The 26,577-nt window shown below is 47.6% G+C and carries 14 protein-coding genes; 13 read left to right on the plus strand and 1 reads right to left on the minus strand.

Annotated features, from left to right (window positions below; translation table 11 throughout):
• Window positions 1-73: 73 nt before the first annotated feature.
• Window positions 74-1,783, plus strand: a complete 1,710-nt coding sequence (locus BC792_RS00385) for a RagB/SusD family nutrient uptake outer membrane protein (protein WP_148907005.1) — start codon at window positions 74-76, stop codon at window positions 1,781-1,783.
• Window positions 1,784-2,078: 295 nt separating this feature from the next.
• On the opposite strand, the gene BC792_RS00390 is transcribed toward BC792_RS00385, so the two are convergent.
• Window positions 2,079-2,780, minus strand: coding sequence for an NUDIX hydrolase (locus BC792_RS00390; protein WP_148907006.1), 702 nt, complete (start codon window positions 2,778-2,780; stop codon window positions 2,079-2,081).
• Window positions 2,781-3,310: 530 nt separating this feature from the next.
• On the opposite strand from BC792_RS00390, the gene BC792_RS00395 reads away from it, so the two are divergent.
• From BC792_RS00395 to BC792_RS00450, 12 genes are all read left to right on the plus strand, one after another.
• Window positions 3,311-4,981 (plus strand): ribulokinase, encoded by a 1,671-nt coding sequence (locus BC792_RS00395; RefSeq protein WP_148907007.1) that lies wholly within the window; start codon window positions 3,311-3,313, stop codon window positions 4,979-4,981.
• Between the two features lie 14 nt (window positions 4,982-4,995).
• Complete coding sequence (locus BC792_RS00400; RefSeq protein ID WP_148907008.1) at window positions 4,996-5,691, plus strand: L-ribulose-5-phosphate 4-epimerase; 696 nt, start codon at window positions 4,996-4,998, stop codon at window positions 5,689-5,691.
• 59 nt (window positions 5,692-5,750) lie between these two features.
• Window positions 5,751-7,253, plus strand: a complete 1,503-nt coding sequence (gene araA, locus BC792_RS00405; protein WP_148907009.1) for an L-arabinose isomerase — start codon at window positions 5,751-5,753, stop codon at window positions 7,251-7,253.
• 74 nt (window positions 7,254-7,327) lie between these two features.
• Complete coding sequence (locus BC792_RS00410) at window positions 7,328-9,028, plus strand: sodium:solute symporter family transporter (RefSeq protein ID WP_148907010.1); 1,701 nt, start codon at window positions 7,328-7,330, stop codon at window positions 9,026-9,028.
• Between the two features lie 79 nt (window positions 9,029-9,107).
• Window positions 9,108-11,069, plus strand: a complete 1,962-nt coding sequence (locus BC792_RS00415) for an alpha-L-arabinofuranosidase C-terminal domain-containing protein (protein ID WP_148907011.1) — start codon at window positions 9,108-9,110, stop codon at window positions 11,067-11,069.
• 136 nt (window positions 11,070-11,205) lie between these two features.
• Complete coding sequence (locus BC792_RS00420) at window positions 11,206-12,234, plus strand: glycoside hydrolase family 43 protein (RefSeq protein ID WP_148907012.1); 1,029 nt, start codon at window positions 11,206-11,208, stop codon at window positions 12,232-12,234.
• Between the two features lie 84 nt (window positions 12,235-12,318).
• On the plus strand, window positions 12,319-14,256 hold the full coding sequence (locus BC792_RS00425; protein ID WP_211357430.1) for a family 43 glycosylhydrolase: 1,938 nt from the start codon (window positions 12,319-12,321) through the stop codon (window positions 14,254-14,256).
• Between the two features lie 98 nt (window positions 14,257-14,354).
• Window positions 14,355-16,298, plus strand: coding sequence for a glycoside hydrolase family 97 protein (locus BC792_RS00430; protein WP_148907013.1), 1,944 nt, complete (start codon window positions 14,355-14,357; stop codon window positions 16,296-16,298).
• A 33-nt stretch (window positions 16,299-16,331) separates the two neighbouring features.
• Complete coding sequence (locus BC792_RS00435; protein ID WP_148907014.1) at window positions 16,332-20,330, plus strand: hybrid sensor histidine kinase/response regulator transcription factor; 3,999 nt, start codon at window positions 16,332-16,334, stop codon at window positions 20,328-20,330.
• A gap of 293 nt (window positions 20,331-20,623) precedes the next feature.
• A complete protein-coding gene (locus BC792_RS00440) occupies window positions 20,624-23,749 on the plus strand; it encodes a SusC/RagA family TonB-linked outer membrane protein (RefSeq protein ID WP_148907015.1) in 3,126 nt (1,041 codons plus the stop codon).
• Between the two features lie 10 nt (window positions 23,750-23,759).
• The gene (locus BC792_RS00445) at window positions 23,760-25,616 is read left to right on the plus strand and encodes a RagB/SusD family nutrient uptake outer membrane protein (protein WP_148907016.1); all 1,857 of its coding nucleotides are present in this window, start codon (window positions 23,760-23,762) and stop codon (window positions 25,614-25,616) included.
• 183 nt (window positions 25,617-25,799) lie between these two features.
• A complete protein-coding gene (locus tag BC792_RS00450; protein ID WP_148907017.1) occupies window positions 25,800-26,477 on the plus strand; it encodes a DUF3823 domain-containing protein in 678 nt (225 codons plus the stop codon).
• Window positions 26,478-26,577: the final 100 nt, after the last annotated feature.

Consider the following 26,577-nt stretch of genomic DNA (forward strand, 5'->3'; position numbering starts at 1 on the left):
TGAATAGCATCATCATACCTTCGGACATAGAGGAATGAATAAATGATTATCACCATTGAAATAGATTATACAGATGAAAATACTTAAACATACAAAGTTATATGCTGCGCTTGCGTTGCTATCTCTGGGAGTAGCCTCGTGCAGCGACAGCTTTTTGGATGAGAAGCCCTATTCACAATACGAAGCTGGAACGGGCGATCCGTCCATCGTGGAAAACCATTTAATTGGCTTACATTATATCTACGCGCAGCTGTGGGGTTACAGCGGGCGGCAGGGGTTTCTATCTTGCTGGCAGATCGGAATGGACATTACCAGCGCCGGATCCACCGAAGGTGTAGAAAACCCTTTTTATCAATATGCGGATCTGAACTCCGAAAATGCAGGCGTGAGTTATTTATGGCAAAAGAGTTATGAGTTTATCAATAACGCCAACACGATCATCCGGGATGCCGGCACCGATAATCTGGCAGCCGCGGCAGAAGCCCGCTTTTTCAGAGCCTACGCCTACAATATGCTCGTGACACTTTGGGGCGATGTGCCGTTGCTCGTCGAGTCAATCAGTGTGCCGACGTTTGATTATAAGAGAACGCCTGTGGCAGAGGTAGATCGCCAGATCGAAGAAGATCTCGAATTTGCAATAGCCAACCTTCCGGATGTCGGTCAGGCGAAAAGCGAGAGTCGTATCAACAAAGATATGGCCCGACAGCTGGCGGCAGAGGCCTATCTACGGATGGGGATGCGCGATGCATCTTACTTTGAAAAGGCGGAACAGGCGGCCACGGAAATCATCGACGGAGGGAAATACCGACTGATCGACGCCCGATATGGAAAGTACCTTTCCGAGGGAGGAGACTACTACAGGGATATGTTCCGGCAAGGCAATATGCGCCGGTCTGAGGGCAACACGGAGGCAATTTGGACATTTGAAGTAGAATACAACCGGGAGGTAAACGGAGGTACGATAGACAACCCACAGCACCGCCGGGTCTGGCAGCCGGCTTACCATAAGTGGGAAGGAATGGTCAATGCCGATTCCTTGGGCGGGCGAGGAAACGGACGGCTTCGCCTGAGTAATTTTATGAAATATACGGTATGGCGAGGATTAGACGGCGATATACGGAACAGTAATTATAATATCCGACGGACCACGAATTATAACAGGCCGAACTATGAGGCTGTTATTGGAATAGATGCTGACGGATATCGTGTTGCGCGAGATGCGGGCGTCCGGAATGTGACGGTGAGAACGGGAGACAAGGTTATTCCGTTCCGCACCGACAGTTTAGAGGTGTGGTATCCCTATCCAACGAAATGGGGAGGGTACGATCCGACAGATGATTTCGGTTATGCACTTATCAAAGATTGGCCGGTCATGCGTTTGGGCGAAACCTACCTGTTACGCGCCGAAGCTCGTTTTAGACAGAACAACTTAGCCGGCGCCGCAGCAGACATCAATACCCTAAGAGACCGTGCGTTTAAAGCCGCCCGTGAAGAAACAGGGAACGCCAGTTTAGGACGGGTCAATGCATCGGCCATAACGATCGACTTTATTCTCGACGAACGTGCCAGAGAACTGATTGCCGAGGAAAATAGACGAATGACACTGGTACGTACCGGAAAGTTAAAAGAACGCATCGCGTTAAATGGCGACGCCGGGCCGGCCAACAAAATCACAAGCGGTTTCCAGGACTATCATACACGTTTACCGATCCCGTTGTCTGAAATCCAACTTAACAATAAAGAAGAAGAGAACTTGGTTCAAAACCCAGGTTACACCCGATAAATTGTCTGCCAATAAAGCTTCAGTCTCTTTATAGTAGAGGAGCTTATCGGTGAAAAATCAGCTACGGTGTGTTGGAGCTACCCTAAACGAGGCTCCGACACACCGTAGCGTATTTACCTGAAATTGATTATTATCCGACTGATATATACCATTAGATGAAAGATAAACCCGAAGGAGCTAGATTTATAGTTACATATGCCTGCTATGCTTCGGCCCGACGGGTCGTATCCATCACAATACGACGGCCCATGAACATCAAGCCTCTACGAGGTCATTTTTTATCGACCACAGGTTATTAATCAATTGACCAACTTGGAAGGTAACGCAAAAAGGACATGATTTTTTCCTTATAGATGTCGGTATTCAGCCGGTAGAAAAAAGCTCCTTTCTTCGAATTTTCCTTGTCCTTTTCTTTCAATTTGATAATCAGTCCCGACGACAGCAGTTTGCGGCTGAAATTCCGCTTATCAAGCTCGATGCCATACACGCATTCATAGAGTGAAGCAATCTGGGGGATGGTAAACTTTTCGGGCAATAGTTCAAAAAGGATAGGATACAACGCCGCTTTGGTTCGTAATTCGCGTTTGGCTTTTTCGATCATCTGCTGGTGGTCGAAGATCAGGTCCGGATGTTCGTTAAGTGGAAACCAACGCGCTTCAAATTCGTCGCTGATGATGTGTTCGTATTGATGGGTGTCGATGAGAGCAAAATAAGCGATACTGACCACGCGGCCGTAACGCTCCCGATGGGGATCTCCGAAAATGCCGCAGTCTTCCATATATACATTTGCCAATCCGGTAAGTTTCTTTAATACGCGCGATGCAGCCCCTTCCGGCGTTTCATCCGGTTGAACAAAACCGCCCATAAGACTCCACTTGTTTCGTTCTGGTTCGAATCCGCGTTTAATTAACAGAATTTCCAGAGACTCCCCGTTAAACCCAAAGATAATACAGTCTACCGCAAGTAATACCTTGGGCTCACTCTTATAAAAATTCATAGTTGATCCGTATTGTCATAAATTATTACACACAAATGTCTTGTATCTATTTCAATTTCACAAATAGCGTATCCGTTTGCTTGCTGATGCTATCCATCTGATATCTGGCATGGTTAAAGTAAACCCCAAGGATTTGCCTATTTATGCCCGTTGCGCATTATTGAAACGCAAGGGTTTTAATGTCGAAGCGATATGTCTATACAATGTCGGGCTGAGCACTTCGGCGGGCTTAGCACAAGCACTGTCGAAGCCTCGGGCTTTCGTACGATAATGGACGCTATCATGCATAACGGGTTAGCATATATGCATGTGATGTTCTATCCCGACAGGGCCGTATAAACTGTGACCCTTATGAGATTTTAATACGAACTCCTACAGATGAAAATTAAAATTTTATTTCATTTTATTAAAAAATAAATGTTAATTTGACACTAATTGTTATGTGCGTATCGTTCAGGCAGGTCTTTGCAGAATGTTAACGTGCTAAGAATGTATAAATCAGTATTATAAACCAAAAGGTGTTAAAGGTAATGAGCAAATCTTATGTGATCGGAGTTGACTATGGAAGTGATTCAGTCCGGTCGGTATTAGTGGATGCAGGCAATGGGCAGGAAATATCTTCCTCGGTATTTTATTATCCCCGATGGAAGCGGGGAGAGTTTTGTGATCCAGCGTCCAGTCAGTTCCGCCAACATCCGTTGGACTATATAGAGGGGCTGGAGACGACAATTCGGGCTTGTTTAGAAAAAGCCGGAGACCCAGCTATCGCCAAGGCGGTAAAAGCAATATCGGTTGACACAACTGGTTCCACCCCCGTGGCCGTCGACGAACGCGGCGTTCCCTTGTCCTTAACGGAGAAATTTGCAGATAATCCCAATGCGATGTTCGTATTGTGGAAAGATCACACGGCAGTCAGGGAGGCGCAGGAAATTAATGACCATGCAAAAAAATTTGATACAGACTATTTACAATACGTAGGCGGTATTTATTCTTCAGAGTGGTTTTGGGCGAAGCTGCTGCATGTACTGCGGGTCGACGAAGACGTACGAGGCGCGTTGTATACTTGGGTAGAACACTGCGATTACATTCCATTCCTCCTCACGGGAGGAAGTCGGGCAACGGATATAAAACGAAGCGTATGTGCCGCCGGGCACAAATCGTTATGGGCGGAGACGTTTGGCGGACTCCCCCCTGATGGCTTTTTCAGCGCCTTAGATCCGTTACTTAGCGGCTTTGTCGATCGCTTATTCACGCAGACATACACCTCTGCGGAACAGGCCGGCACGCTATCCGAAGAGTGGGCTCACCGATTGGGCCTTTCTACGGAGGTGGTTGTAGGCGTAGGAGCCTTCGATTGCCATATGGGAGCGGTGGGAGGTCAAATCGAACCTTATTACCTAAGCAAAGTGATGGGAACCTCCACCTGCGATATGCTTGTGGCACCAAAAGATGACGTAAACAATACGTTGGTGCGCGGAATATGCGGGCAGGTCGACGGATCAATCATTCCTGGAATGATCGGGATGGAAGCGGGCCAGTCGGCATTTGGCGACGCCTATGCCTGGTTTAAACAGGTGCTCATGTGGCCTGTGGCTAATTTGCTCGCCGGCGCGCAGAACATCGCTGACGAAGATAAAGCGACTATTGCGGAGCTTATAGATACACAGCTGATTCCGCAGCTCAGCAAGCAAGCGGAAGCGTTACCCGTGACGGATTCTTCAGAGCTGGCGATAGACTGGTTTAATGGACGACGTACACCCGACGCTGACCAAACCCTAAAAGGCGCTTTATCTGGACTTCATTTAGGAACAGATGCCGTCAGAATTTTCCGTTCCATTGTCGAAGCAACCTGCTTTGGCGCCAAGCGTATTGTAGAGCGATTCGTTGAACAGGGGGTTCCTGTGAAAGGGCTTATCGGCCTGGGAGGGGTAGCAAAGAAAGCCCCCTTTATCATGCAGACAATGGCCGATGTCATAAATATGCCTATCAGGATCCATAAAACGGAACAAACCTGTGCCATAGGTGCAGCCATGTTTGCTGCAACAGCAGCTGGTATCTATCCGCGCGTGGAAGATGCTATGGCTGCCATGGGGCAAGGGTTCGAACAAACGTACGAGCCTCGCCCGGAAATGGTGGAAATCTACGCGCAGCGGTATGAACAGTATAAAAAGTTGGGCGGTTTTTTAGAAGCGAATAAATAAACATACAAAACAACATGTATACATCTATAAAAGAGGAAGCCTATCACTGTAACCTGCAGTTACCGAAGTTAGGTTTGGTACTTTTTACTTTCGGAAACGTCAGCGTTGCAGACCGGACACAGGGTGTGTTTGCGATCAAACCTAGTGGTGTTCCGTACGAAGAACTTACACCGGATCACATGGTGATCGTCGACTTTGACGGCCAGGTCGTGGAGGGGAACCTACGCCCTTCATCGGATACAAAAACCCATGCTGTCCTTTACAAGCACTGGGAAGGTATAGGCGGAATCACCCATACCCATTCGACGTATGCGACCGCTTGGGCGCAAAGTCAACGGGATATACCGATTTTTGGGACTACGCACGCCGACCACTTGACGACTGATATCCCATGTGCCCCGCCCATGAGCGACGAGATGATCGTGGGAAATTATGAATACGAAACAGGCTTTCAGATTATCAATCACTTTGAAGAGCAGCAGCTGGACTATAAAGAGGTGGAGATGATCCTGGTCGGAAACCATGCACCATTCGCCTGGGGAAAAACCGGAGCGAAGTCCGTCTATAACAGCGCCGTCCTGGAAACCGTGGCGCAGATGGCTTATCTGACAGAGCAGATCAATCCAGGGGCTCCACGTTTAAAAGATGCGCTGATCAGAAAACATTATGACCGGAAGCATGGCGGAGATGCCTATTACGGACAGGAATAAAATCGTTTTTTGCTAACATACAAATCACCGACAACAAATCAGGAATAACGAATCAAGAGATGAATATAACATTAAGCAAATTAGAAGTTTGGTTTATAACAGGTAGCCAGGATTTATACGGCGAAGAGACGTTGCGTCAGGTCGCCGTCCATGCCGAGGAGATTGCACGCTATTTTTCAGCGCACCCACAGATACCGGTGGACGTGGTATACAAACCGATTGTAAAGAACAGCGACGAAATTTATAATACGCTTGCAGCAGCCAATACAGCGGAAAACTGTATAGGGGTGATTGCGTGGATGCACACTTTTTCGCCTGCAAAAATGTGGATCAGAGGGTTAAAGGCATTGCAAAAGCCATTACTGCATCTTCATACCCAGTACAATAGGGATATTCCATGGGGCAGTATAGACATGGATTTCATGAATCTAAATCAAAGTGCCCATGGCGACCGCGAGTTTGGTCACATTGTAACCCGTCTGGATATCAGTCGAAAGGTAGTGACGGGTCACTGGCAAGACGACGAAGTTGCCGACCGTATTAATGTATGGGCGCGTGCTGCGGCGGCCTGGCACGATTGGCAGGGAGCTAAATTTGTACGTTTTGGCGACAATATGCGGTATGTGGCTGTTACCGACGGCGATAAAGTATCCGCTGAAACACAGTTTGGATTTTCTGTGAACACGTATGCTGTCGGCGATCTTGTCGAGCTTATTAATGCGGTTAACGAGTCTGAGGTGAAGACGTTGCTTACCGAGTATGAAGCGACTTATGACCTGGCCCCGAATGTTGTTGAAGGAGGAGAGCATCGACAGAGTCTGGTCGAAGCCGCCAAAATCGAAATCGGTTTAAGGAAATTTCTGGAAGCAGGCAACTATAAAGGGTTTACTGACACCTTCGAAGATCTCCATGGTATGGTGCAACTGCCGGGGCTGGCTGTTCAGCGTCTGATGGCGGAAGGCTATGGCTTTGCGGGCGAAGGCGACTGGAAGACTCCGGCTTTGGTTAGGGCATGTAAAGTGATGGGAGCAGGTCTGCCCGGGACGACCGCGTTCATGGAAGACTACACATATCACTTCGATCCGAACAATCCGATGGTGCTGGGATCGCACATGCTGGAAGTTGACGCTGCCCTGGCCGCCAGCAAGCCACGGATCGAAGTGCATCCTCTAGGTATCGGTGGCAAGGCGGATCCCGCAAGGCTCGTGTTTAACGGGGTCAGCGGGCCTGCACTGAACGCTTCATTAGTCGATATGGGAACGCGGTTCCGCTTGATTGTTAACAAAGTAGAAGGAGTGCCGGTTACAGAAGAGTTGCCGAAGCTACCAGTGGCACGTGTACTCTGGAAGCCGCTACCTGATATGAAGACCGGCTGCAGCGCATGGATCTACGCCGGCGGAGCGCACCATACTGCTTACAGCGTGAGCCTCACGCCGGAATATCTAGAAGATTTTGCACGTATCGCCGGTCTGGAGTACGTGGCTATCGACGAAAATACGACGCTTACCAATTTAGAGAATCAGCTGAAGTGGAATGAATTATACTACTTGCTGAAAAAATAAACCGGAAGGCCTTCTGGATGTGCCGAAAGGGAAACGGAAAGGAGGCCTTCACAATATAACCAGCACATAAAAACATGGAGAAATTTGCAACCGTAGACTACATTATCTTTGTAATCTACTTCTTTATCGTAGCCGGCTATGGCTACTGGATTTATCGTAAAAAAACAAGTGCTCAAAGTAGCAGTAAGGACTATTTTCTGGCCGAGGGTTCTCTGACCTGGTGGGCCATAGGCGCGTCGTTGATTGCTTCGAATATCTCTGCGGAGCAGTTTATCGGCATGAGCGGTAACGGCTTTGAAGTTGGTATAGCGGTCGCCGCCTATGAGCTTATCGCAGCCGTAGCGCTGATTATCGTTGCCGTATGGTTTATACCTGTCTATCTTAAAAATAAGATATTCACGATGCCGCAATTTTTGAATAACCGGTATAATGAAACCACCAGTCTTATTATGGCGGTGTTCTGGCTTTTCCTGTATGTCTTCGTCAACCTGACATCCATACTGTACTTGGGAGCCATTGCTATATCCAGTTTAGCCGGCGGAGGGGAAACTTTTCATATGATTATGGTTGCGCTGGCTGTGTTTGCGGTGGTTATTACGTTGGGTGGCATGCGGGTGATCGGCTTTACGGACGTCATACAGGTTGTTGTACTTATTATTGGCGGCATTGCAACAACCTACGTTGCGCTGACCATGGTGAGCGAACACTTCGGCTTAGGCAAGGATGTGCTCGCAGGATTTAATAAGCTAATGGAAGATTCTCCGAACCATTTCCATATGATTGTCGAAAAGCCAGGTCCCGGAGCTACGCAAGAAGAAATAAACAAGTACCTGATGCTTCCCGGAATAGGGATGTATCTAGCAGGTATCTGGATCGTGAATCTGAACTACTGGGGCTGTAATCAGTATATCACGCAGAGAGCACTTGGCGCAGACCTGAAGACGGCCCGGACGGGGATTCTGTTTGCAGGACTGCTTAAATTATTGATGCCTATCATCGTTATGCTACCCGGCATAGCGGCCTATGTACTCTATAAAAATGGAGCCTTGCAAAATGAGATGGCGCCAGGAGGCGTATTCCACGCTGATAATGCATACTCAGCCATTCTGGGGTATCTACCAAACGGGATGAAAGGATTAGCGCTGGCAGCCCTCACCGCAGCCATTGTTGCCGGCCTCGCGGGTAAGGCAAATAGTATCGCGACGATCTTTACCCTGGATATTTATAAAAAATATATCGGCAAATCCGCAAGCGAGGCCAAGATGGTTTGGATAGGTAAAATTACCATTGTCGTATCGATCGCCGTGGCTGTTCTTTTTACGTGGAACGACACGCTGGGCATCGGCGGAGCAGGCGGTTTCACCTTTATTCAAAAGTATACCGGATTTATTAGTCCCGGTGTGTTTGCCATGTTTTTACTAGGCATGTTTTGGAAGCGGACGACAGGCGCAGCGGCCATCACCGGGCTTATTACCGGCTTCGGTCTGTCGGTATTCTTCAACGAGTTTGCAACGAAGGTTTTTGGACCCGAAACATGGATTTATACCGCCTACTTAAATAAGAGCGGCTTATATGAAATTCCGTTTCAAATCTGCATGGGACTGGCTTTTGCCTTTACGTTGGCGCTGATGATCATCGTGAGCCTGTTCGGGCCTAAGGAAAATCCGAAAGCATTTGAACTGGATAAGAAGATGTTCAAAGTAGAACCTTCTGTTATGGTGCTGATCGTCATCACGTTGTTGTTGGTGACCGCTATCTATGTCCGTTTTTGGTAATTAAAAAAGTTAGGGATACAGCTGAAAGGACTTGGTAAACTGGTGCTTTTAGCGTCCCATTTCATTAACAATCATTTGCATGATGAAAGGATTCTTATCAATAGCCGCCCTACTTGTAGCCAGTGCTTCAGGCTTATGGGCACAACAGCCGGTCGATTTTCAGGTGGCCTTCGATAAACCGGCAGGGAAGATTTCGCCCCACATGTGGGGGATTTTTTTCGAAGACATCAACATGGGTGCCGATGGGGGCATTTATGCGGAGCTCGTGAAAAACCGTTCGTTCGAGTTTGACGAGCCGTGGATGGGCTGGAAGAGGTTAACGAAAGCTCCGGAGGGCACGCTGCTCATTGTGAACGACAGCAAGCGTAAAGGGAACGCGCGGTCTCTTAGGGTGCACAACCCTGACGGTCTTAAGCTGGGGCTACAGAATGAAGGTTTTCGGGGTATGGGAATCAGAAAGGGAGAGACTTACGAGTTTTCGCTGCTCTATAATCCGCTGGAAGCTGGTTTACGTATTCATGTGGAGCTCCTGAATGAAGAGGATAAGGTGATTGGCAGTGCAACAATGGCGCTGAGCGAGGCAGAGGGTTGGCAAAGCGCGAAGGCTGAACTTGTCGCTTCAGAGACCTCCGCTAAAGGTAAATTAAACGTCTGGATCGAAGGGAAGGGAACGTCCTCCTTTGATATGATTTCGCTCTTTCCCAAAGAGACGTGGAAAAACAGGCCAAAGGGTCTCCGGAAGGATATGGTGCAGTTACTGGCCGATATGAAACCGGGCTTCCTTCGCTTTCCGGGTGGATGTATTGTAGAAGGACGGGACCTTGCTACGCGATTTCAATGGAAAAAGACCGTCGGCCCTATCGAGCAGCGCGAACTTATCATCAATCGCTGGAACACCGAGTTTAAACATAGGCTCACGCCCGATTATTTTCAAACTTTCGGCCTGGGATTTTATGAATACTTCCAGCTGGCAGAAGATATAGGCGCCGAACCGGTGCCGATTCTAAACTGCGGAATGGCCTGCCAGTTTAATACAGGAGAAGTGGCACCGATGGACGAGCTGGAACCCTATATCCAGGATGCATTAGATCTTATCGCGTTTGCCAATGGCTCAACAGCGACAACATGGGGAAAGCTCCGCGCGGAGATGGGACATCCCGAACCCTTTCATCTAAAGATGCTGGGCGTTGGAAATGAAAACTGGGGCCCACAGTATATAGAACGGCTGGAGGCATTTAAAAAGGTGTTAAAAGAAAAACATCCCGAAATTGACATTATAGCGAGTTCGGGCACCGATCCAGAGGGAGAGCGCTTTGCATATCTTGATGGAGAGCTGCGGTCGATGGGGATTGATATTATCGACGAACATTACTATCGTCCACCCGCGTGGTTTCTGTCCAGCGCGGCCCGGTACGACGACTACGACCGGAGCGGTCCTAAAGTATTTGCGGGGGAGTATGCGTCTCATACCACCCGGCCGAACGGCCCCGGGAGAAGCACCTGGGAGGCAGCTCTTTCGGAAGCGGCGTTCCTGACCGGACTTGAACGAAATGCCGACGTGGTCACTATGGCATCGTATGCACCCCTGTTCGGGCATGTCGATGGTTGGCAGTGGTCGCCCGACCTCATTTGGGTAGACAACTTGAATGTGTACGGTACGCCCAGCTACCACGTACAGAAGCTATATTCCAGAAATAAGGGGACCGATATCATTCCTATTCAACGGAATGGACGGCCTGTGACAGGTCAAGACAGCTTGTATGCGTCTGCTGTATATGACGAAGGTCAGAAGCAGCTGATTATTAAGTTTGTAAACTATAATAGTGAGCCTGTTCAAGCCAATTTTAACGTACTGGCTAAAAGAAAGTGGAAGGGAGAAGCTACGAAGATTACACTCGCAAATGCCGATCTTCAGGTTTCAAACAGCTTAGAAGAACCATTAAAGATCCAGCCCGTTGAACAGCAGGTAAATTACAAAGGTAAATCGGTTGTCGAAACTTTTGCACCCTATTCGTTTACGGTGATTAAATTGACGCTTTAGAGGGGGGGGGGAGATGCGCTTTTTCGGGTGCGCCGGATGGCCGGTTTCTAAAAAGCCGGCCATCCGGCGACAAACATAAGTCATACATTAAGCTCCTCTGAGGTGTTTAATGAAGGTGACTTTAACCAATTCTTATATGAGAACCTTAGTTATAATCCTATGTAGCCTGCTGTTTTCTTTACGGTCGCTCGTGGCACAGGTCGCGGAGGCCGACCTTGCAGCGTACCTGTTGGTGTATTTTAAAGATGAAACGCATAGCGTGCACTTTGCCCTGAGCCATGATGGGTATTCTTTCACAGCACTGAACGGCGGACAGCCGGTCATTGCCGGTGATACGATAGCCGAACAGAAAGGAATACGCGACCCCTATATTATGCGGGGGCGAGACGGTGTCTTTTATATGGTGATGACGGACCTGCATATCTATGCTAAACAGCGTGGACTGCGGGACAGCGAATGGGAACGGGATGGAGCAGCATTTGGATGGGGGAACAACCGCGGAATTGTGTTGATGAAATCGACGGATCTTATTCACTGGACGCATAGCCGGCTACGGATAGATCAGATTTTTGACGGGTGGGACAACGTCGGCTCCTTTTGGGCACCACAAGTTATTTATGACGATGCCCGCGGCAAAATTATGCTTTACTTCACGATGCGGTTCGGCAATGGTTTGAACCAATTGTATTATGCGTATCTCAACGATAGCTTTACTGGGCTTGAAGCCGAGCCTCAATTGCTTTTTAGGTATCCTAAGGCCAACAAAAGCTATATCGACGGCGACATAACGAAGGTCAACGACAGTTACCACCTGTTTTATGTGGCACACGACGGAACCCCGGGGATCAAACAAGCTGTTTCGAAACAACCGGCGGGTCCTTACGAATATGATGACCGTTTCTATGATCCTGAAAAGGCGGCGTGCGAAGCGCCAAATATCTGGAAACGTATTGGAGAAAAGAAATGGGTGTTGATGTATGACATTTATGGGATTTCCCCACATAACTTCGGATTTAGTGAGACGGAAGATTTTAAACACTTTACGAACCTTGGACGGTTCAATGAGGGCGTGATGAAAACAACCAATTTCGAGTCGCCCAAGCACGGCGCAGTCATCCATCTCACCGAAGAAGAAGCGACACGGTTAGCGGAACATTGGAAATAAGGTATGGACGAAGCCAGTGAAACGAGCTCATCTATACAACTGAGATTTAACACTTATCGACAATTATACAGACGAAAATTTGATATGGTAAGAATACAGATATTATGGCTGCTGGCGATGCTGCTGGCGCTTTCACCCCCGCTTTCCGCCCAGCAGGACGGGAAGAAGCTTGAAGGAGACGGATACCTCTTCGCCTATTTTGAAGGAAAAGGCGACCGCCTGAAGCAAGAACAGTTGCGGTTTGCTGTCAGCGCCGATGCGATACATTGGTATGCGTTAAACGGCAACGAGCCTGTTATTCCGTCTGCCGGAATCTCGAAAACGGGCGGAATACGCGACCCGCATATTTTGCGGGGCGAGGAGGGCGCGTCCTACTATATGGTTGCAACCGACATGTTTACCGCAAAAGACGGATGGGGAAGTAATCCGGGGATCGTACTCATGCGGTCCGATGACCTGCTATCGTGGAAACACCGGGCCATTGATCTCGCGGAAACCTATCCTGAAAAATTTAATGATGTAAAGTGGGTATGGGCACCGCAAACCATATACGACCCGTCGGTCGGCAAACACCTGGTGTATTTTACGGTGCGCTTTCACAAAGATGAGCGGCTCGATTTCTATGCGGCGTATGCCAATGCTGAGTTTAACGGTTTCGAAGATGAGCCAAAATTATTATTTAGCCCCAAGTATGGTGGGATTGATGGCGACATTGTCTATAAAGACGGACTTTACCACCTTTTCTTCAAAGGGAACACGAAAGACGACAGCGGCAAAGAGATACAAAACGGTATTCAACAGGCGACGAGCAGATCATTATGGGGGCCTTGGAAGGAAGATTTTCGATATGTAGATGCGTATGCAGATACTTCGGTTGTTGTAGAGGGCTCCAGCGTATTTAAACTTAATGGAAAAGACGAGTATCTGCTGATGTACGATTTATATACCAACGGGCGGTATGAATTTCAGCGTACCACAGATCTGTTTCAGTTTACGGCTAAGCCTGAATCATTTCAGAAGAACTTCCGTCCGCGGCATGGAAGCGTGATCGCCATAAACAAGGAAGAAGCGCGCCGGTTACATGGGAAGTGGGGCGGCGTACCTCCTGCTCTGCTACAGCCTGCGGATGGAGACGATCGATATACCTTCCTCTCAAAAGGTAACCCCATTATTACACATCATTATACGGCCGATCCAGCGGCGCTGGTCCAAGGCGACACCCTGTGGCTCTATACCGGGCACGACGCGGCCGGCGGCCAGAAGGGATACAAGATGAAAGACTGGCTTGTGTTTTCGACGACAGACATGAAAACATGGACAGAATACCCAGTGCCGTTGAAAATTGAGGATTTCAAATGGGCAAAAAGTGGAGATGCTTATGCAGGACACGTCGTAGAAAGAAACGGAAAGTACTACTGGTATATCAGCACCAACTGGTCTGGCATAGGTGTCGCTGTGGCCGATCGTCCCGAAGGTCCGTTCCACGATGCGCTGGGCCGCCCGCTGCTGACGAATGACGATTGCTTTGACTCGTCGCACTCGTGGGCCTGCATTGACCCCGCAGTCTTTATCGATGACGATGGGCAGGCCTGGATATTCTGGGGTAACCGCGAATGTTACTACGCGAAACTAAAGGAGAATATGGTCGAACTGGATGGACCGGTAGCCCGGCTCAAATTTGATGATTTTGATTTTACGGAAGCCCCATGGATACATAAGCGGCAAGGGAAATATTATTTAAGTTACGCCACCGGTTTTCCAGAAAAAATTGCCTACGCTGTAGCCGATCGCATCGATGGGCCATACGTATACAAGGGCATATTAAATGAAATCGCCGGAAACAGCAACACAAATCATCAAGCCATTGTCGAATTCAAAGGTAATAGTTATTTCATTTATCATAATGGGGGCATTCAACCCGATGGAGGAAGCTATAGCAGGTCGGTATGTATTGATCGACTCTTCTATGAAGCAGATGGGACGCTGAAACGGGTGTTGATGACCTCGGAGGGAATTGAATAGCGAGACTCCTCAAATTAGAGGTGCGCAGATAACACATTTTAATCCCGATTACCGTTCGCTAGTACGGATTCTGGGTTTAATCATATAACAGGAGAATAATGAAGTACATTTATTTGATCATCTTATTTACGGGCCTATTTTTCCGTGGTCTTTGTCAAGATGTACAGGTTTCCAGCCCCGACGGCCGGCTCGTTGTACATATAGCCATCGAGGATGGCCGATTATATTACCAAGCCGTACTCGATAGGCAGGTGATGCTGGAAAAATCGCCGTTGGGCTTAAAAGGGGAGGCGGTGGACCTCGCGAGCAACTTACGTTTGGTGGATAAACAATTTAACAAAGTAGACCTGACCTATGAAGAGCCAAAAATAAAACGGCGTCATGTGCATTACGAAGCGAACGAAGTTATCTGCCAGCTGGAAAGCAAAGCCAATCAGCGGCTTAACGTTATCTTTCGCGTTAGTAACAACGATATTGCTTTTCGCTACCACGTGCCGCAGGTGGGCGAACAATCCAATCTGCTTATCCGTGAGGAGGTCAGCGGTTTCAGGTTTCCTTCCATAGCGACCACTTTTTTAACACCGCAGGCTCCGCCAATGTCCGGTTGGATGAAAACAAAGCCCAGTTACGAAGAGGAATACACGGTAGATCAGCCCATGGGCGTACCTTCAAAGTATGGACTTGGCTATACATTCCCAGCACTATTCCGGATAGCTGACCGTGGCTGGGTACTCGTATCCGAGACAGGCGTCAACGCATTATATTGCGGGTCGAAGTTGAACGAAGGCGGAAAAGATGGGCTATATCAGATAGCCTTTCCCGAACCGGGCGAAAACAACGGTATAGGTCTAGCGCATCCAGCGCTTTCGCTGCCCGGCTATACACCTTGGCGCACCTTAACCATAGGAAGCAGCTTAAAGCCCATCGTGGAAACGACGATTCCGTTCGATGTCGTAGAACCGCAATACAAGGCCTCTAAGGATTACGTATTTGGACGCGCCACCTGGAGCTGGCTCGAGTGGCAGGATGGCAGTATCAATTTCGAAGATCAAAAGAAATTTGTGGACCTGTCCGCCGCAATGGGCTACGAGTTCATTCTGGTCGACAACTGGTGGGACACCCGTATAGGGCGTGACAAGATCGAGGAACTCGTCCGCTATGGTAAAGATAAGGGAGTGGGAATCTGTTTATGGTATAACTCAAACGGCTATTGGAACGACGCGCCGCAAACACCTAAAAACAAGATGAATACAGCGGTAGAAAGAAAAAAGGAAATGGCTTGGATGCAGCATATCGGTATCAAGGGTATAAAGGTCGATTTTTTCGGCGGAGATAAGCAGGAAACATTAAAACTGTATGAAGACATCCTGTCGGATGCCAACGACTACGGCCTGACAGTGATTTTCCACGGCTGCACTTTGCCCCGCGGGTGGGAACGTATGTACCCTAACTTCGTTGGGAGTGAAGCGGTTCTTGCTTCAGAAAATCTTATTTTCACGCAACACGCCAATGATACCGAGGCTTTCCATGCGACCCTGCATCCGTTTATCCGAAATACGGTAGCTTCCATGGACTTCGGTCCCGTGTTATTGAATAAACGACATAATCGGACGAACGACGGCGGGACAGAGCGAAAAACCACGGAGACATTCCAGTTGGCCACAGCGATTTTGTTTCAGACCCCCGTACAGAATTTTGGACTCACACCCAACAATCTACAGGAGATGCCGAAGCACGTTATCGACTTTATGAAAGAGGTGCCGACAACCTGGGACGAGACCATGTTTATAGACGGTTATCCGGGGAGGTACGTTGTCTTAGCGAGGAGACACGGCACCCGCTGGTATATCGCAGGGATCAATGCAGAGGAAAAAGAGATCGTAGTGCCGGTGACACTATCCATGCTCCCCGACAACACCTGGGAGGTATATCGGGACACCAAAGATCGTACACCGCAGTATGACGTTGTCCGCCCCAAGAAAAATAAACAGATAGCGCTTACCATACAGCCGGGCGGCGGTATTATCATCACGGGGCGGTAGATATTTACAGTGTTTGGGGCAAGTTTTGGTGTTATGAGAGGTTTGTTTATTTTAATCGGTTACTTTCATGTCATTACGCTTTTGGCACAGCCCAACAGGGCAGTTTTCCTTGCCTTACAAGAAGGGCTATCAAACCAACAGGTATTAGATATAGCTCACGATGAAAGCGGATTCACTTGGGTAGCAACGGAACTGGGGCTGAATAGATTTGTCGGAAATACATTCCAACCGTATTATGCGTCAGAAAACCAGAATGGTCTATCTGTCAACAGTAACGAAATTAATACGCTACTTTATGATGACAAGAAGTTGTATGTCGGTACAAGATCCAATGGGCTGAATGTATTGGACATACAGACGAACCGTTTTTCCTATTATATACATGATCCGCGAGACCCAAAGTCAATCGCCACAAACGACGTGACCGATCTGATTAAAGGCGCGGAGGGGTATATATGGTTAGCAACATACCATCAGGGTATACAAAGGTTTGATCCGATACAGGAGAAATTTGACCGGTTCAATACTAGAAATACAAAAGGGCTGCCTGAAAACAGTATTTGGTCTATGGCCCAAGATGGAGAGGGCATGCTTTATATCGGCCACGTCAGGGAGGGACTCTCTATTTTTGATCCCAATAGGTCACAGGTAACTAGACGGTTTACGTCGTCGAACAGCGGGCTGCCCGATAACGAGGTCAAAGCGCTGTACTGCGATCGGAGAAATAACATATGGATTGGAACGCGTAAAGGGCTTGCTGTATACAATTCGGTATCTAAACGTTTGATCCCCATACCGCTATCCTCCGTTTCGAAAAATCGGGAGGAACCCTTCGTGTATACGATTAAAGAAGTCGGTAACACCGTTTGGATAGGTGCGGAATCGTCGCAGGTCTTTGTGTTTGAGCCTGTTTATGCGGAGAAGTATACACAGGCAGATACAGGTGGCCTGCGTATGTACGATCTTGGGCGAGGAAATAGCGCTTCCGTACAACAGATTACCGTCGATCGGTTTGGAAATGCGTGGTTGGCCGTATATGGCGGTGGGGTAGGGTTTGTTTCACATCTTGAACCTTTTTTTCAAGTCTTCCCTTCACAAAGCAAAGGCGCGGGCCAATTGTCTGCTGTAAGCAGCATTATCCCAGACCGCCAAGGGGGAGTCTGGTTGGCAACAGAAGGGACTGGCCTGGTACAATTACAACAAGAAGGAGTTGCGCGACAGATATTCAGAAAAGACGAACTTCCGGACAGTTATCTGTTAACGGCTTTTGTCGACAGCAGACAGAACGTGTGGATGGGGCTAAAGCGAGGCGGGGCAGCGACTTGGACGAACGAAAGGAGAAAGTGGGAAAAGATAGCGTTTGGAGAGCACGTAAGCGAGATACGTGCTTTTATTGAGGATACAAAGGGCCATCTCTGGATGGCTGCTCAACAAGGGGTATATATCTATGACCCGGTAAGAAAGCACATAGAAAGGATACTGATTAATCAGCCTATGTTGGGGGATTATGCACCTCGTACCTTGGTTGAGGATCGTGCCGGAAACGTCTGGGTCGGAACGTACGGCCAAGGCCTATACGTTTATGACCAGAACCGTAGGTTGATCCAACGGATGGCTAGTGGGCAAGGGTTGCAGAGTAACACCGTTAATCATCTTATACGTGACAGTCGTGACAATATATGGATCGCAACCAACGAAGGACTTGCTTTACAACGTGCTGATAGAGACCTTGGCCATATTGAAGTGTTTAAGCCGGAGGGGGGCGATGCATGGCTGTTTGTCAACGCGGTGTCCGAAGCTAAGAATGGAGATATCTGGTGTTCGACAAAACTAGGCCTTCTTCGGTATCGACCGGAGGAGCAGCGTTTTTTACATTACGACCAAGCTTTCGGACTTCCACTGGGGGGCTTCATCAACGGAAGTGTGTATCAAGACCGATCAGGGCATATGTTTTTCGGCATGCAGGAAGGTGTGTGCCATTTCCACCCAGAGCAGGTGCCGTTAAAACTTCCTGGCTCTCCAGTTCGGTTGATCCGTCTGTCCGTTTTTGGTTCGGGCGATCTGAACAGGCCTTCGCAACGATATCCGATGTTTGGGCAAGAGGTACATCTGGCTCCCAATGAAAATAGCTTTCGCGTAGAATTAGCAGTTATGGACCATGCGTTACACGGTTTGGTTGATTTTAGCTATAAGCTGGAAGGGGTAAGTAAGGACTGGATTTTTTTAGGTAGCGAGACGAATCTGGACTTTCGTGCTATCCCTTACGGAAAGCATGAACTACGCATTAGGACGCGGATGAAAAATGGGGATTGGTCAAAAGATGATCACTGTTTGTCCATTATCGTGAGCCCTCCATTTTACCTAAGTACAGCCGCACAGATGATTTACACGCTACTTGTTGGAAGCATTATCTTTGTATTGCTTTTTTTCTACAACAAGAAAATAAAAGTAGAAGCAGAACTTCGATTAAAAGAGAGGCAACATGCGCAAGATGAACAGCTTTATAGGGAAAGGCTGGACTTCTATACAAATATTACCCATGAACTCCGTACGCCGCTGACGTTAATCCTTGGTCCGTTAGACGACTTACTGCATTCGGGGACACTAGAGGCTAAACAGAAAGCCTCCATAGGCATGGTGCAAAAGAGCGCCAATCGTTTGTTCTCATTGGTGAACCAATTGCTGGAATTCCGAAAGGTCGAGTCGCAGTATAAATCATTGACTCTCGGAGAAGGCTATTTAAGTGAGATGCTGCGTGATATCGTTCAGAAATATGCCGAGTTAAATACCAAGAAGGGGCTTGATATTTCGCTGCACGTACCCGAAAATGAAGAAAAAATGAGGTTTGATGCAGGTATTATTCATCTGATAGTAGATAACTTGTTGTCTAATGCTTACAAGTATACGGAATCAGGACAAATCAAGGTTTCGTTGGGGTATGAAGCCGATCGCGGTGATAGTTGGGCGGTCATAGCGATCGAAGATACGGGGATTGGGATATCTGAAGAATTTCTGACGCGCATCTTCGACAAGTTTTACCGTATACCCTTCCAGAATGTTCCTGGCACAGGTGTGGGATTGGCGTTGGTTAAGGAGTTGGCCGTTATTCATCAGGGCCAGATAAACGTGGAAAGTAAGGAGGGGAGGGGAAGTACGTTTACATTCCGCTTCTTAGCCGAACCAGCCTCCGGCAAGCAGGAGCAGGTATCACAATACCCGGACAGCAATATGTATCTCGGACAGCGGCGCCTGATACTGCTTGTAGAAGATGATGCAGATTTACGCACGTATTTAACTGAAGCTTTGCAGGCTCACTACGACGTCGTGTCGGTAGATAATGGAAGACAGGCCTGCCAAACAGCAAGGGATAGGGTGCCAGACTTGATTGTAAGTGATATTATGATGTCCGGTATGGACGGCTTTCAACTGATCGAACAATTGAAGGAGGATCGACTGACCAGTCACATACCTTTGATCCTGCTCACAGCAAAAGATACGGAGTATGACAGGCTAAAAGGTTATGCGCTCGGAGTCGATTCTTACCTGACGAAACCCGTTAGTACACGCCTTCTCTATCAACGGATCGACAATGTGTTGGAGAAACGTAAACGAATATATGAGGAGGTCCTACGGCGTATGGGGAACAAGGAGAACGAAGTGCGCGCTACGGACAGTACAGAGGGCGACGAGTCGTGGCGCGAAAACCAATTTATACAAGACTTCGTCCGTATCGTCGAAGAACATATGCAGGATCAGATGCTCGATGCGACTATGTTGGCCGAAAAACTGAATATGAGTCAATCTACCCTCTATAGAAAATTGAAAGGCATTACCGGAAAAAATATCAACCAGCTTGTACGTAAAATACGGGTTCGAAAAGCCGCTGAGTTGCTAAAGACTGGAAAATATAATGTAACCGAGGTCTCGTTTATGGTTGGAATAAATAGTGCGATCTACTTTAGACAATGCTTCAAGGAAGAATTTGGAATGTTGCCTTCTACTTATCAAAAAAGCGAAAATCTTTCTTCCTAGCACTTTATGGGGGCTTTTGACCGAAATTTGTACCATATTTGACTGCTTTGTGTACGTCGCTATCGGTCTATTTAGGCTAAGTTTGAATCGTTATTCAATTATGAATCTAGGTAAAATCGAGAAGGCATAGCACGGGACCAATTATCATCTGCTGTGATCTTTCCATTCCTAGTACTTAAGTAAAAACCGGCCGAACCAATGCGTCCTGTTGTCTCGTGTATTTGAGCTAGGAGGCTTCTGTTTAATCCGGGTGTGTTAACAGAATTGAAGTAGAAAATCGAACGCTAACGATTATGAAAAACCTAAAAATTATTCTCTTGTATGTCCTACTTTGGACGGTTCCGATGCTGATCCAAGCGCAAAGTAAAATTTCAGGAAGGGTTCTTAATAAGGCTAATGAACCGATTACCGGCGCAAGTATAGTGGTAGAGGGAATGTCAAACCTCGTGACCAATACCGACAAGGATGGCCGATTTGAGTTGGTAGAGGCGAAGGGGTATTTACTTATATCTTATATAGGATACAAGACCCAACGTGTTGCTATCGAAGATCGGGCCGAGTTCGTAGTGATTATGGAGCCAGGCGAACAAACGTTAGAGGACGTGGTGGTCGTCGGCTATGGTACACAGTCAAAACGTAACATCACGGGAGCCGTAAGCAATATTAAATCAGAGGACATCGTGCGGACGTCATCTACAACCACGGCAGGAGCCCTGGCTGGCAAGGTGCAGGGGATCTCTGTCCGGGCCAAAGATGCTCGTCCTGGGAGAGGAGCGGCAATCGAAATACGTAATATGGGGAATCCGCTTTACGTGATTGATGGAGTCGCATATGGAGGGCAGACTGGAACAGATTGGGTAGGCACGCAGAACGGTTCGGGCGCGGATATCTTTAACTCTTTAAATTTAGAGGATATAGAAAGTATATCTATTTTAAAGGATGCAGCAGCGGCAGTGTACGGGTTTCGAGCTGCCCGCGGTGTTGTGTTGATCACGACCAAGAAGGGGCGCAAGGGCGAGAATGCGAAAATTAACATTAACGGTTATCAAGGCTGGCAGAACCTGACCCGTTTTCCCGAGATGGCAAATGCCGCCCAGTATACGAGGGGGTTGGTAGAGGCTGCACAAAATGAAGGGAGGGATCCATATGCTATTTACACGCCGGAAGAGCTGGCGAAATGGCAGGCTGGAACGGAGCCGGGATATGCCGGTTATAACTACCATGACATGGTGATTCGTAAAAACATTCCGCAAAGGTATATCAATGCGAATGTCACCGGTGGGGGAGATAAATCAAACTACTTCCTTTCTATAGGTCACTTGGATCAGGAGGCTATGATAAAAGACTTTAATTATAAGCGGACTAACCTGCAGGCAAACTTGGAAGCCAACCTACTGGAAGGCCTAACGGTAGGTACCCAAATTTCAGGAAGGCATGAGATGACGCAGGATGTAGGACTTCCTGGCGGGGATGGCTATTTCTCGTCGATATTGGCCATTTTCAAAAATAGGCCTACCGTAGCTCCTTATGTTAATGATAATCCGTCTTATCCTACCCATACACACGATCTGGCCTATAATCCGGCGTTGTTTCACCGCGACATCGTTGGCTACAAGGATAATCGTTATCTGGCAGGAAATGTCAATGTTTTTGCTTCTTATAAAACAAAATTTGGTCTGTCGGCAAAGGGAACAGTATCCTATAATTATACGAACAACAAATTTGACGGCTTCCAGTACACATATGATGTGTATCGCTTTGAGGATGGTGAATATAAGGCGACCGGGGGAAGCCCTGCTGGATGGCGCTACGATACGAATAGAGAGATCATTTCCCGGTTTGCACAGTTCCAATTGGACTATAACAAGCAGATCGGTGATCACACGATAGCGGCCATGCTGGGCTATGAGCGATCCGATTGGGATAGGACGCTGAAAGTGTTGGGCGCAAATCCATCTAATAACTATATTCCTTTGATGCGTCTCGCTGAGTTAAACGGCTTAGGAGATGAATGGGCGTATGAAGCGAGGGCGGGTTATATAGGACGGTTAAATTACAATTATAAAGGGAAATATCTGCTTGAGCTTTTGGGCCGTTATGATGGTTCTTACTTGTATTATGAGGGGCGGCGATGGGGCTTTTTTCCGGGCGCCTCTCTAGGATGGCGTATTTCCGATGAACCTTTTTTCGAACCATTGAAGCGGGTTGTCAGCGATTTGAAAATCCGGGGATCGCTTGGGCAGACTGGGCTTGAAGAAGGGGTAGGTATGCATGATTATCTTGCTGGTTATAATTGGGCTTCAGGCGATGCGATTTTGGACGGAGCATATGTGCCAGGTCTTCAGCCCAGAGGCCTGCCTGTGCGGAACCTATCGTGGGTGAAAAACACGAATTATAACCTAGGTGTCGATCTCGCAATGTGGGATAATAAATTGACTGTCAATGCAGACGTCTTTAAGGTTATCCGTTCAGGCGTCCCGGGCAAGCGTTACGATGTGCTCCTGCCCGTTGAGATCGGCTACGACCTGCCTAACGAGAACTTAGGAAAAAACGGTTACTACGGCGCCGAAGGTATGATTACCTACAACGATAATATTGGCGATCTTAACTATGTGATAAGCGGTAACATTACCTATTCGCGCTACAGAAATCTAGAGTCATATAAGCCTCGCTTTAGTAGCTCATGGAACGAATACCGGAACTCTGCTGAAGACCGATGGGGCGGAGTATGGTGGGGATATCAAGTGGTCGGGCGCTTTCAATCTGAAGAGGAAATCCGCAACCATCCTATTAACAACGACGGAGCAAACAACAGAACACAGCTGCCCGGCGATCTAATTTATAAAGATGTAAACGGAGACGGCGTTATCAACTGGATGGATGAACGACCTATCGGGTATCCCACAGGTTGGGCGCCTATGATGACTTTCGGTGGGCGGATAGGTTTGAATTGGCGGGGGATAGATTTGAATGCCGACTTCGCTGGGGGCGCAATACAGTCTTGGTTCCAGGATTATGAGCTGCGTAACGCCTTCCATGGCGGAGGAAATTCTCCAGCATATCTGCTCGAAGATCGGTGGCATCGGGCGGATCCATATGACCCGAACAGTGAGTGGGTTCCAGGGTATTATCCGGCGTTGCGTAACGGAAACACTGGGCCCAATAGCAGAAACAGCGATTTTTGGTTAACCAATGTACGCTATTTACGGATCCGAAATTTGGAACTAGGGTATCACTTACCGAAACATATTGTGGAGAGAATTAAAGCCGAGAAGGTCCGATTTTACGTGAATGGATCTAATCTGTTTTCTTTCGATAATGTGAAACGCTTTCAGATAGATCCAGAGATAGAGGCTCCAGCGGCGGTTGTTTATCCGCAGCAGCGCGTGTTTATGGTAGGATTCAACGTAACATTTTAAAGCAATTATCATGAAAAAACTATATATATGTTTAGCGATGTTCGCAGCCATTACCTTTGGCAGTTGTAATCACGACGAGTGGTTTGATCGGGACTCTAAAAGCCTCATTACAGATGAACAGCTTTGGAACGATCCTAAGTTGGTAACATCCCTGTTAGCGAACTACTATAACCGGTTGCCTTCCTTACACGGGGTTTTTAATACTGGAGGAATGACAGAACTGGATGATGCTATGTGGTCGGGACATCGGGACCAAAACTGGCGAAACGATTTCCAGTTTGGGGACGACTATGGCCGTTACTGGGATTATGGTTTGATAAGGGATATCAACCTATCCTTAGAGAATATGGAGACGCTCAGTGTCAGCCTTACTGACGCCGACAAGAGACTGTTTATAGCCGAGTTTAGGTTTATTCGGGCGTTCGTTTATTTCGAGATGGTAAAACGTATGGGAGGGGTTCCTTTAGTAACAACACAAATGGTCTATGACTTCAGTGGCGATCCTACCCCCCTGCAGGTCCCAAGGGCAAAAGAGCATGAAGTTTACGATTTCGTCTACTCGGAAATGGAAGCTATAAAAGAAGATCTGGCGGCAAACAACGCTAGTAAAACTAGAGCTAACAGTTATGCCGCCTTGGCGTTGGAAAGCCGAGCGATGCTCTATGCGGCGTCTCTAGCCAAGTATAACAACCTTATGGGAGAGCCGATTGCGACCCCTGGTGGCGAAGTCGGCATACCCGCGTCAATGGCAGACGAGTATTATCGCAAATCCCTCGCCGCTTCAAAAGCTATTCTAACGGGTTCTTATCAATTGTTTAACGAAAATCCTGATAAAGGAGCCAATTTTTACGATATGTTAAATAAGAAGACAGGAAACGAGGTGATTTTCGCCAAGGACTATGCTGTAGGCCTTAAAGTACACCGGTTTGCTTATGATAATATTGTGAAAAGCTTAACAGAAGATAACGAGTCGTCGTCTACGATATCGCCGTCATTAAGCTTAATAGAGAGCTTCGACTATCTCGACGGAACAAAAGGGACATTAAAAGATCGTGATGCTCTGGGTAACTATGTGCCATATTCCCGTATTGAAGAAATCTTCGAAAATAAGGATGCCCGGCTGTATGGAACGGTCATTTATCCTGGATCTACGTTTCGCAACCGACCGGTAAGCATTCAGGCTGGCGTGGCGACCTGGCAAAACGGGAATTATCGATTTCATACCGCACCTGAGCTAGGCCAGCAGCTGGAAAACCAGTTAGGAGAAGACTATGCCGGCGGTCTCTGGACAGGGTTCGATGGACCTAAAGATGATGCTCAGGATGTAAGTAATACTGGCTTTTATATACGGAAGTTTGTTAGCGACGCACCGGCAGCCAGTACTAGAGGGACGTCCGCGGCCAACTGGTGGCCTTGGTTCCGTCTCGGCGAGGTCTACCTGAACGCCGCAGAAGCTGCCTTTGAATTAGGACGGACCGATGAAGCGCGAGGTTATGTAAACATCCTTCGGGAACGGGCAGGATTTCCTCCGAACAGTATTTCTCTCCTATCGATGGAGATGATCCGCAACGAGCGCAGAGTTGAGTTGGCTTTTGAGGATCATCGTTTTTTCGATTTGAAAAGATGGCGGTTGGCCCATATAGTATGGAATGGAGCAGAAGACGACCCGAATGCTGTAGTCCGTGGACTATATGGCTATCGGATTGTCCGTCCGGGACATGCTGATCATGGGAAATTTATTTTTGAACGCGTAAGACCAAGCCGTTTTCGTAGAGCGAGGTTCTTCCGACTGGCAAACTACTATGCATCGATCGAACAGCGGGTACTAGATCACAATCCTAAAATTGTCAGAAACCCTTTCCATTAGCTTTCTGGATGTAGAAACGTGAGCATGTGAAATGTCCATGACAAACTGAACGGAGAGAGCTTATTGAAGGAATAAAATAAAAAATTAATAAATACTCTCACAAATGAAACAAATCGGGCTTAGAGCTCTCCGCAGGAATCTGGACATTCCATATTATTTAACAATAATAGATAACATAATCAGATGAAAAAGAAGATAACAGCTATACTAACTATAGCCTTAGGGCTTTTCGTCACAGGTTGCGAATATGATAACTTTGAAGCCCCTAGGGCCATATTGTCAGGGAAGGTGGTTTTTGATGGACAGCCGATCGGTGTACGCAACAACGGTCCCGAATTAGAACTTTGGCAAGACGGCTATCCGCTGCGGGCGCTGATTCCTGTATACATCAATCACGCCGGCGAATTCTCAGCAACACTGTTTGATGGTCAGTATAAATTGGTAAGAAAGGGAAATTCACCTTGGCTACACCAGTCCACGGATACAATCCTGGTGGATGTGCGCGGAAACACGACGTTAGATGTCCCCGTTGTTCCATATTTTAATATAACCAACGAAAGTTTTCAAATAGGAGGTGAGCAGATTGTTGCCAGTTTTGAGGTACAGCAGATTGTGGAATCTGCTCAACTGGATCAAGTACGGATTTACCTGCGTAAATCAATGTTAACGGATCACGTTGTATTCGACCAAGAGATAAACGTGGACCGAGGATCCGTCGAACTAGGTTCCGAGACCCGTATCACAGCAGCGATTTCTGAAAATCTGAAAAGTAGCGACTATCTATTCGTGCGGGTGGGAGTAAAATCGACGGCTTCGGGTGAATACTGTTATACACCCGTACAAAAAATATTTTTGAAATGAAACGCCGTCGACATATACATAGATTTTTATCCTGACAGTATACAGTGTCTTTACGGATACGTATCTTTAGAAAGGATGAGCGCGTAAATGACACCTTCAT

The organism is Sphingobacterium allocomposti (genome assembly GCF_008124885.1).
In the GTDB taxonomy this organism is placed as follows: domain Bacteria; phylum Bacteroidota; class Bacteroidia; order Sphingobacteriales; family Sphingobacteriaceae; genus Sphingobacterium; species Sphingobacterium allocomposti.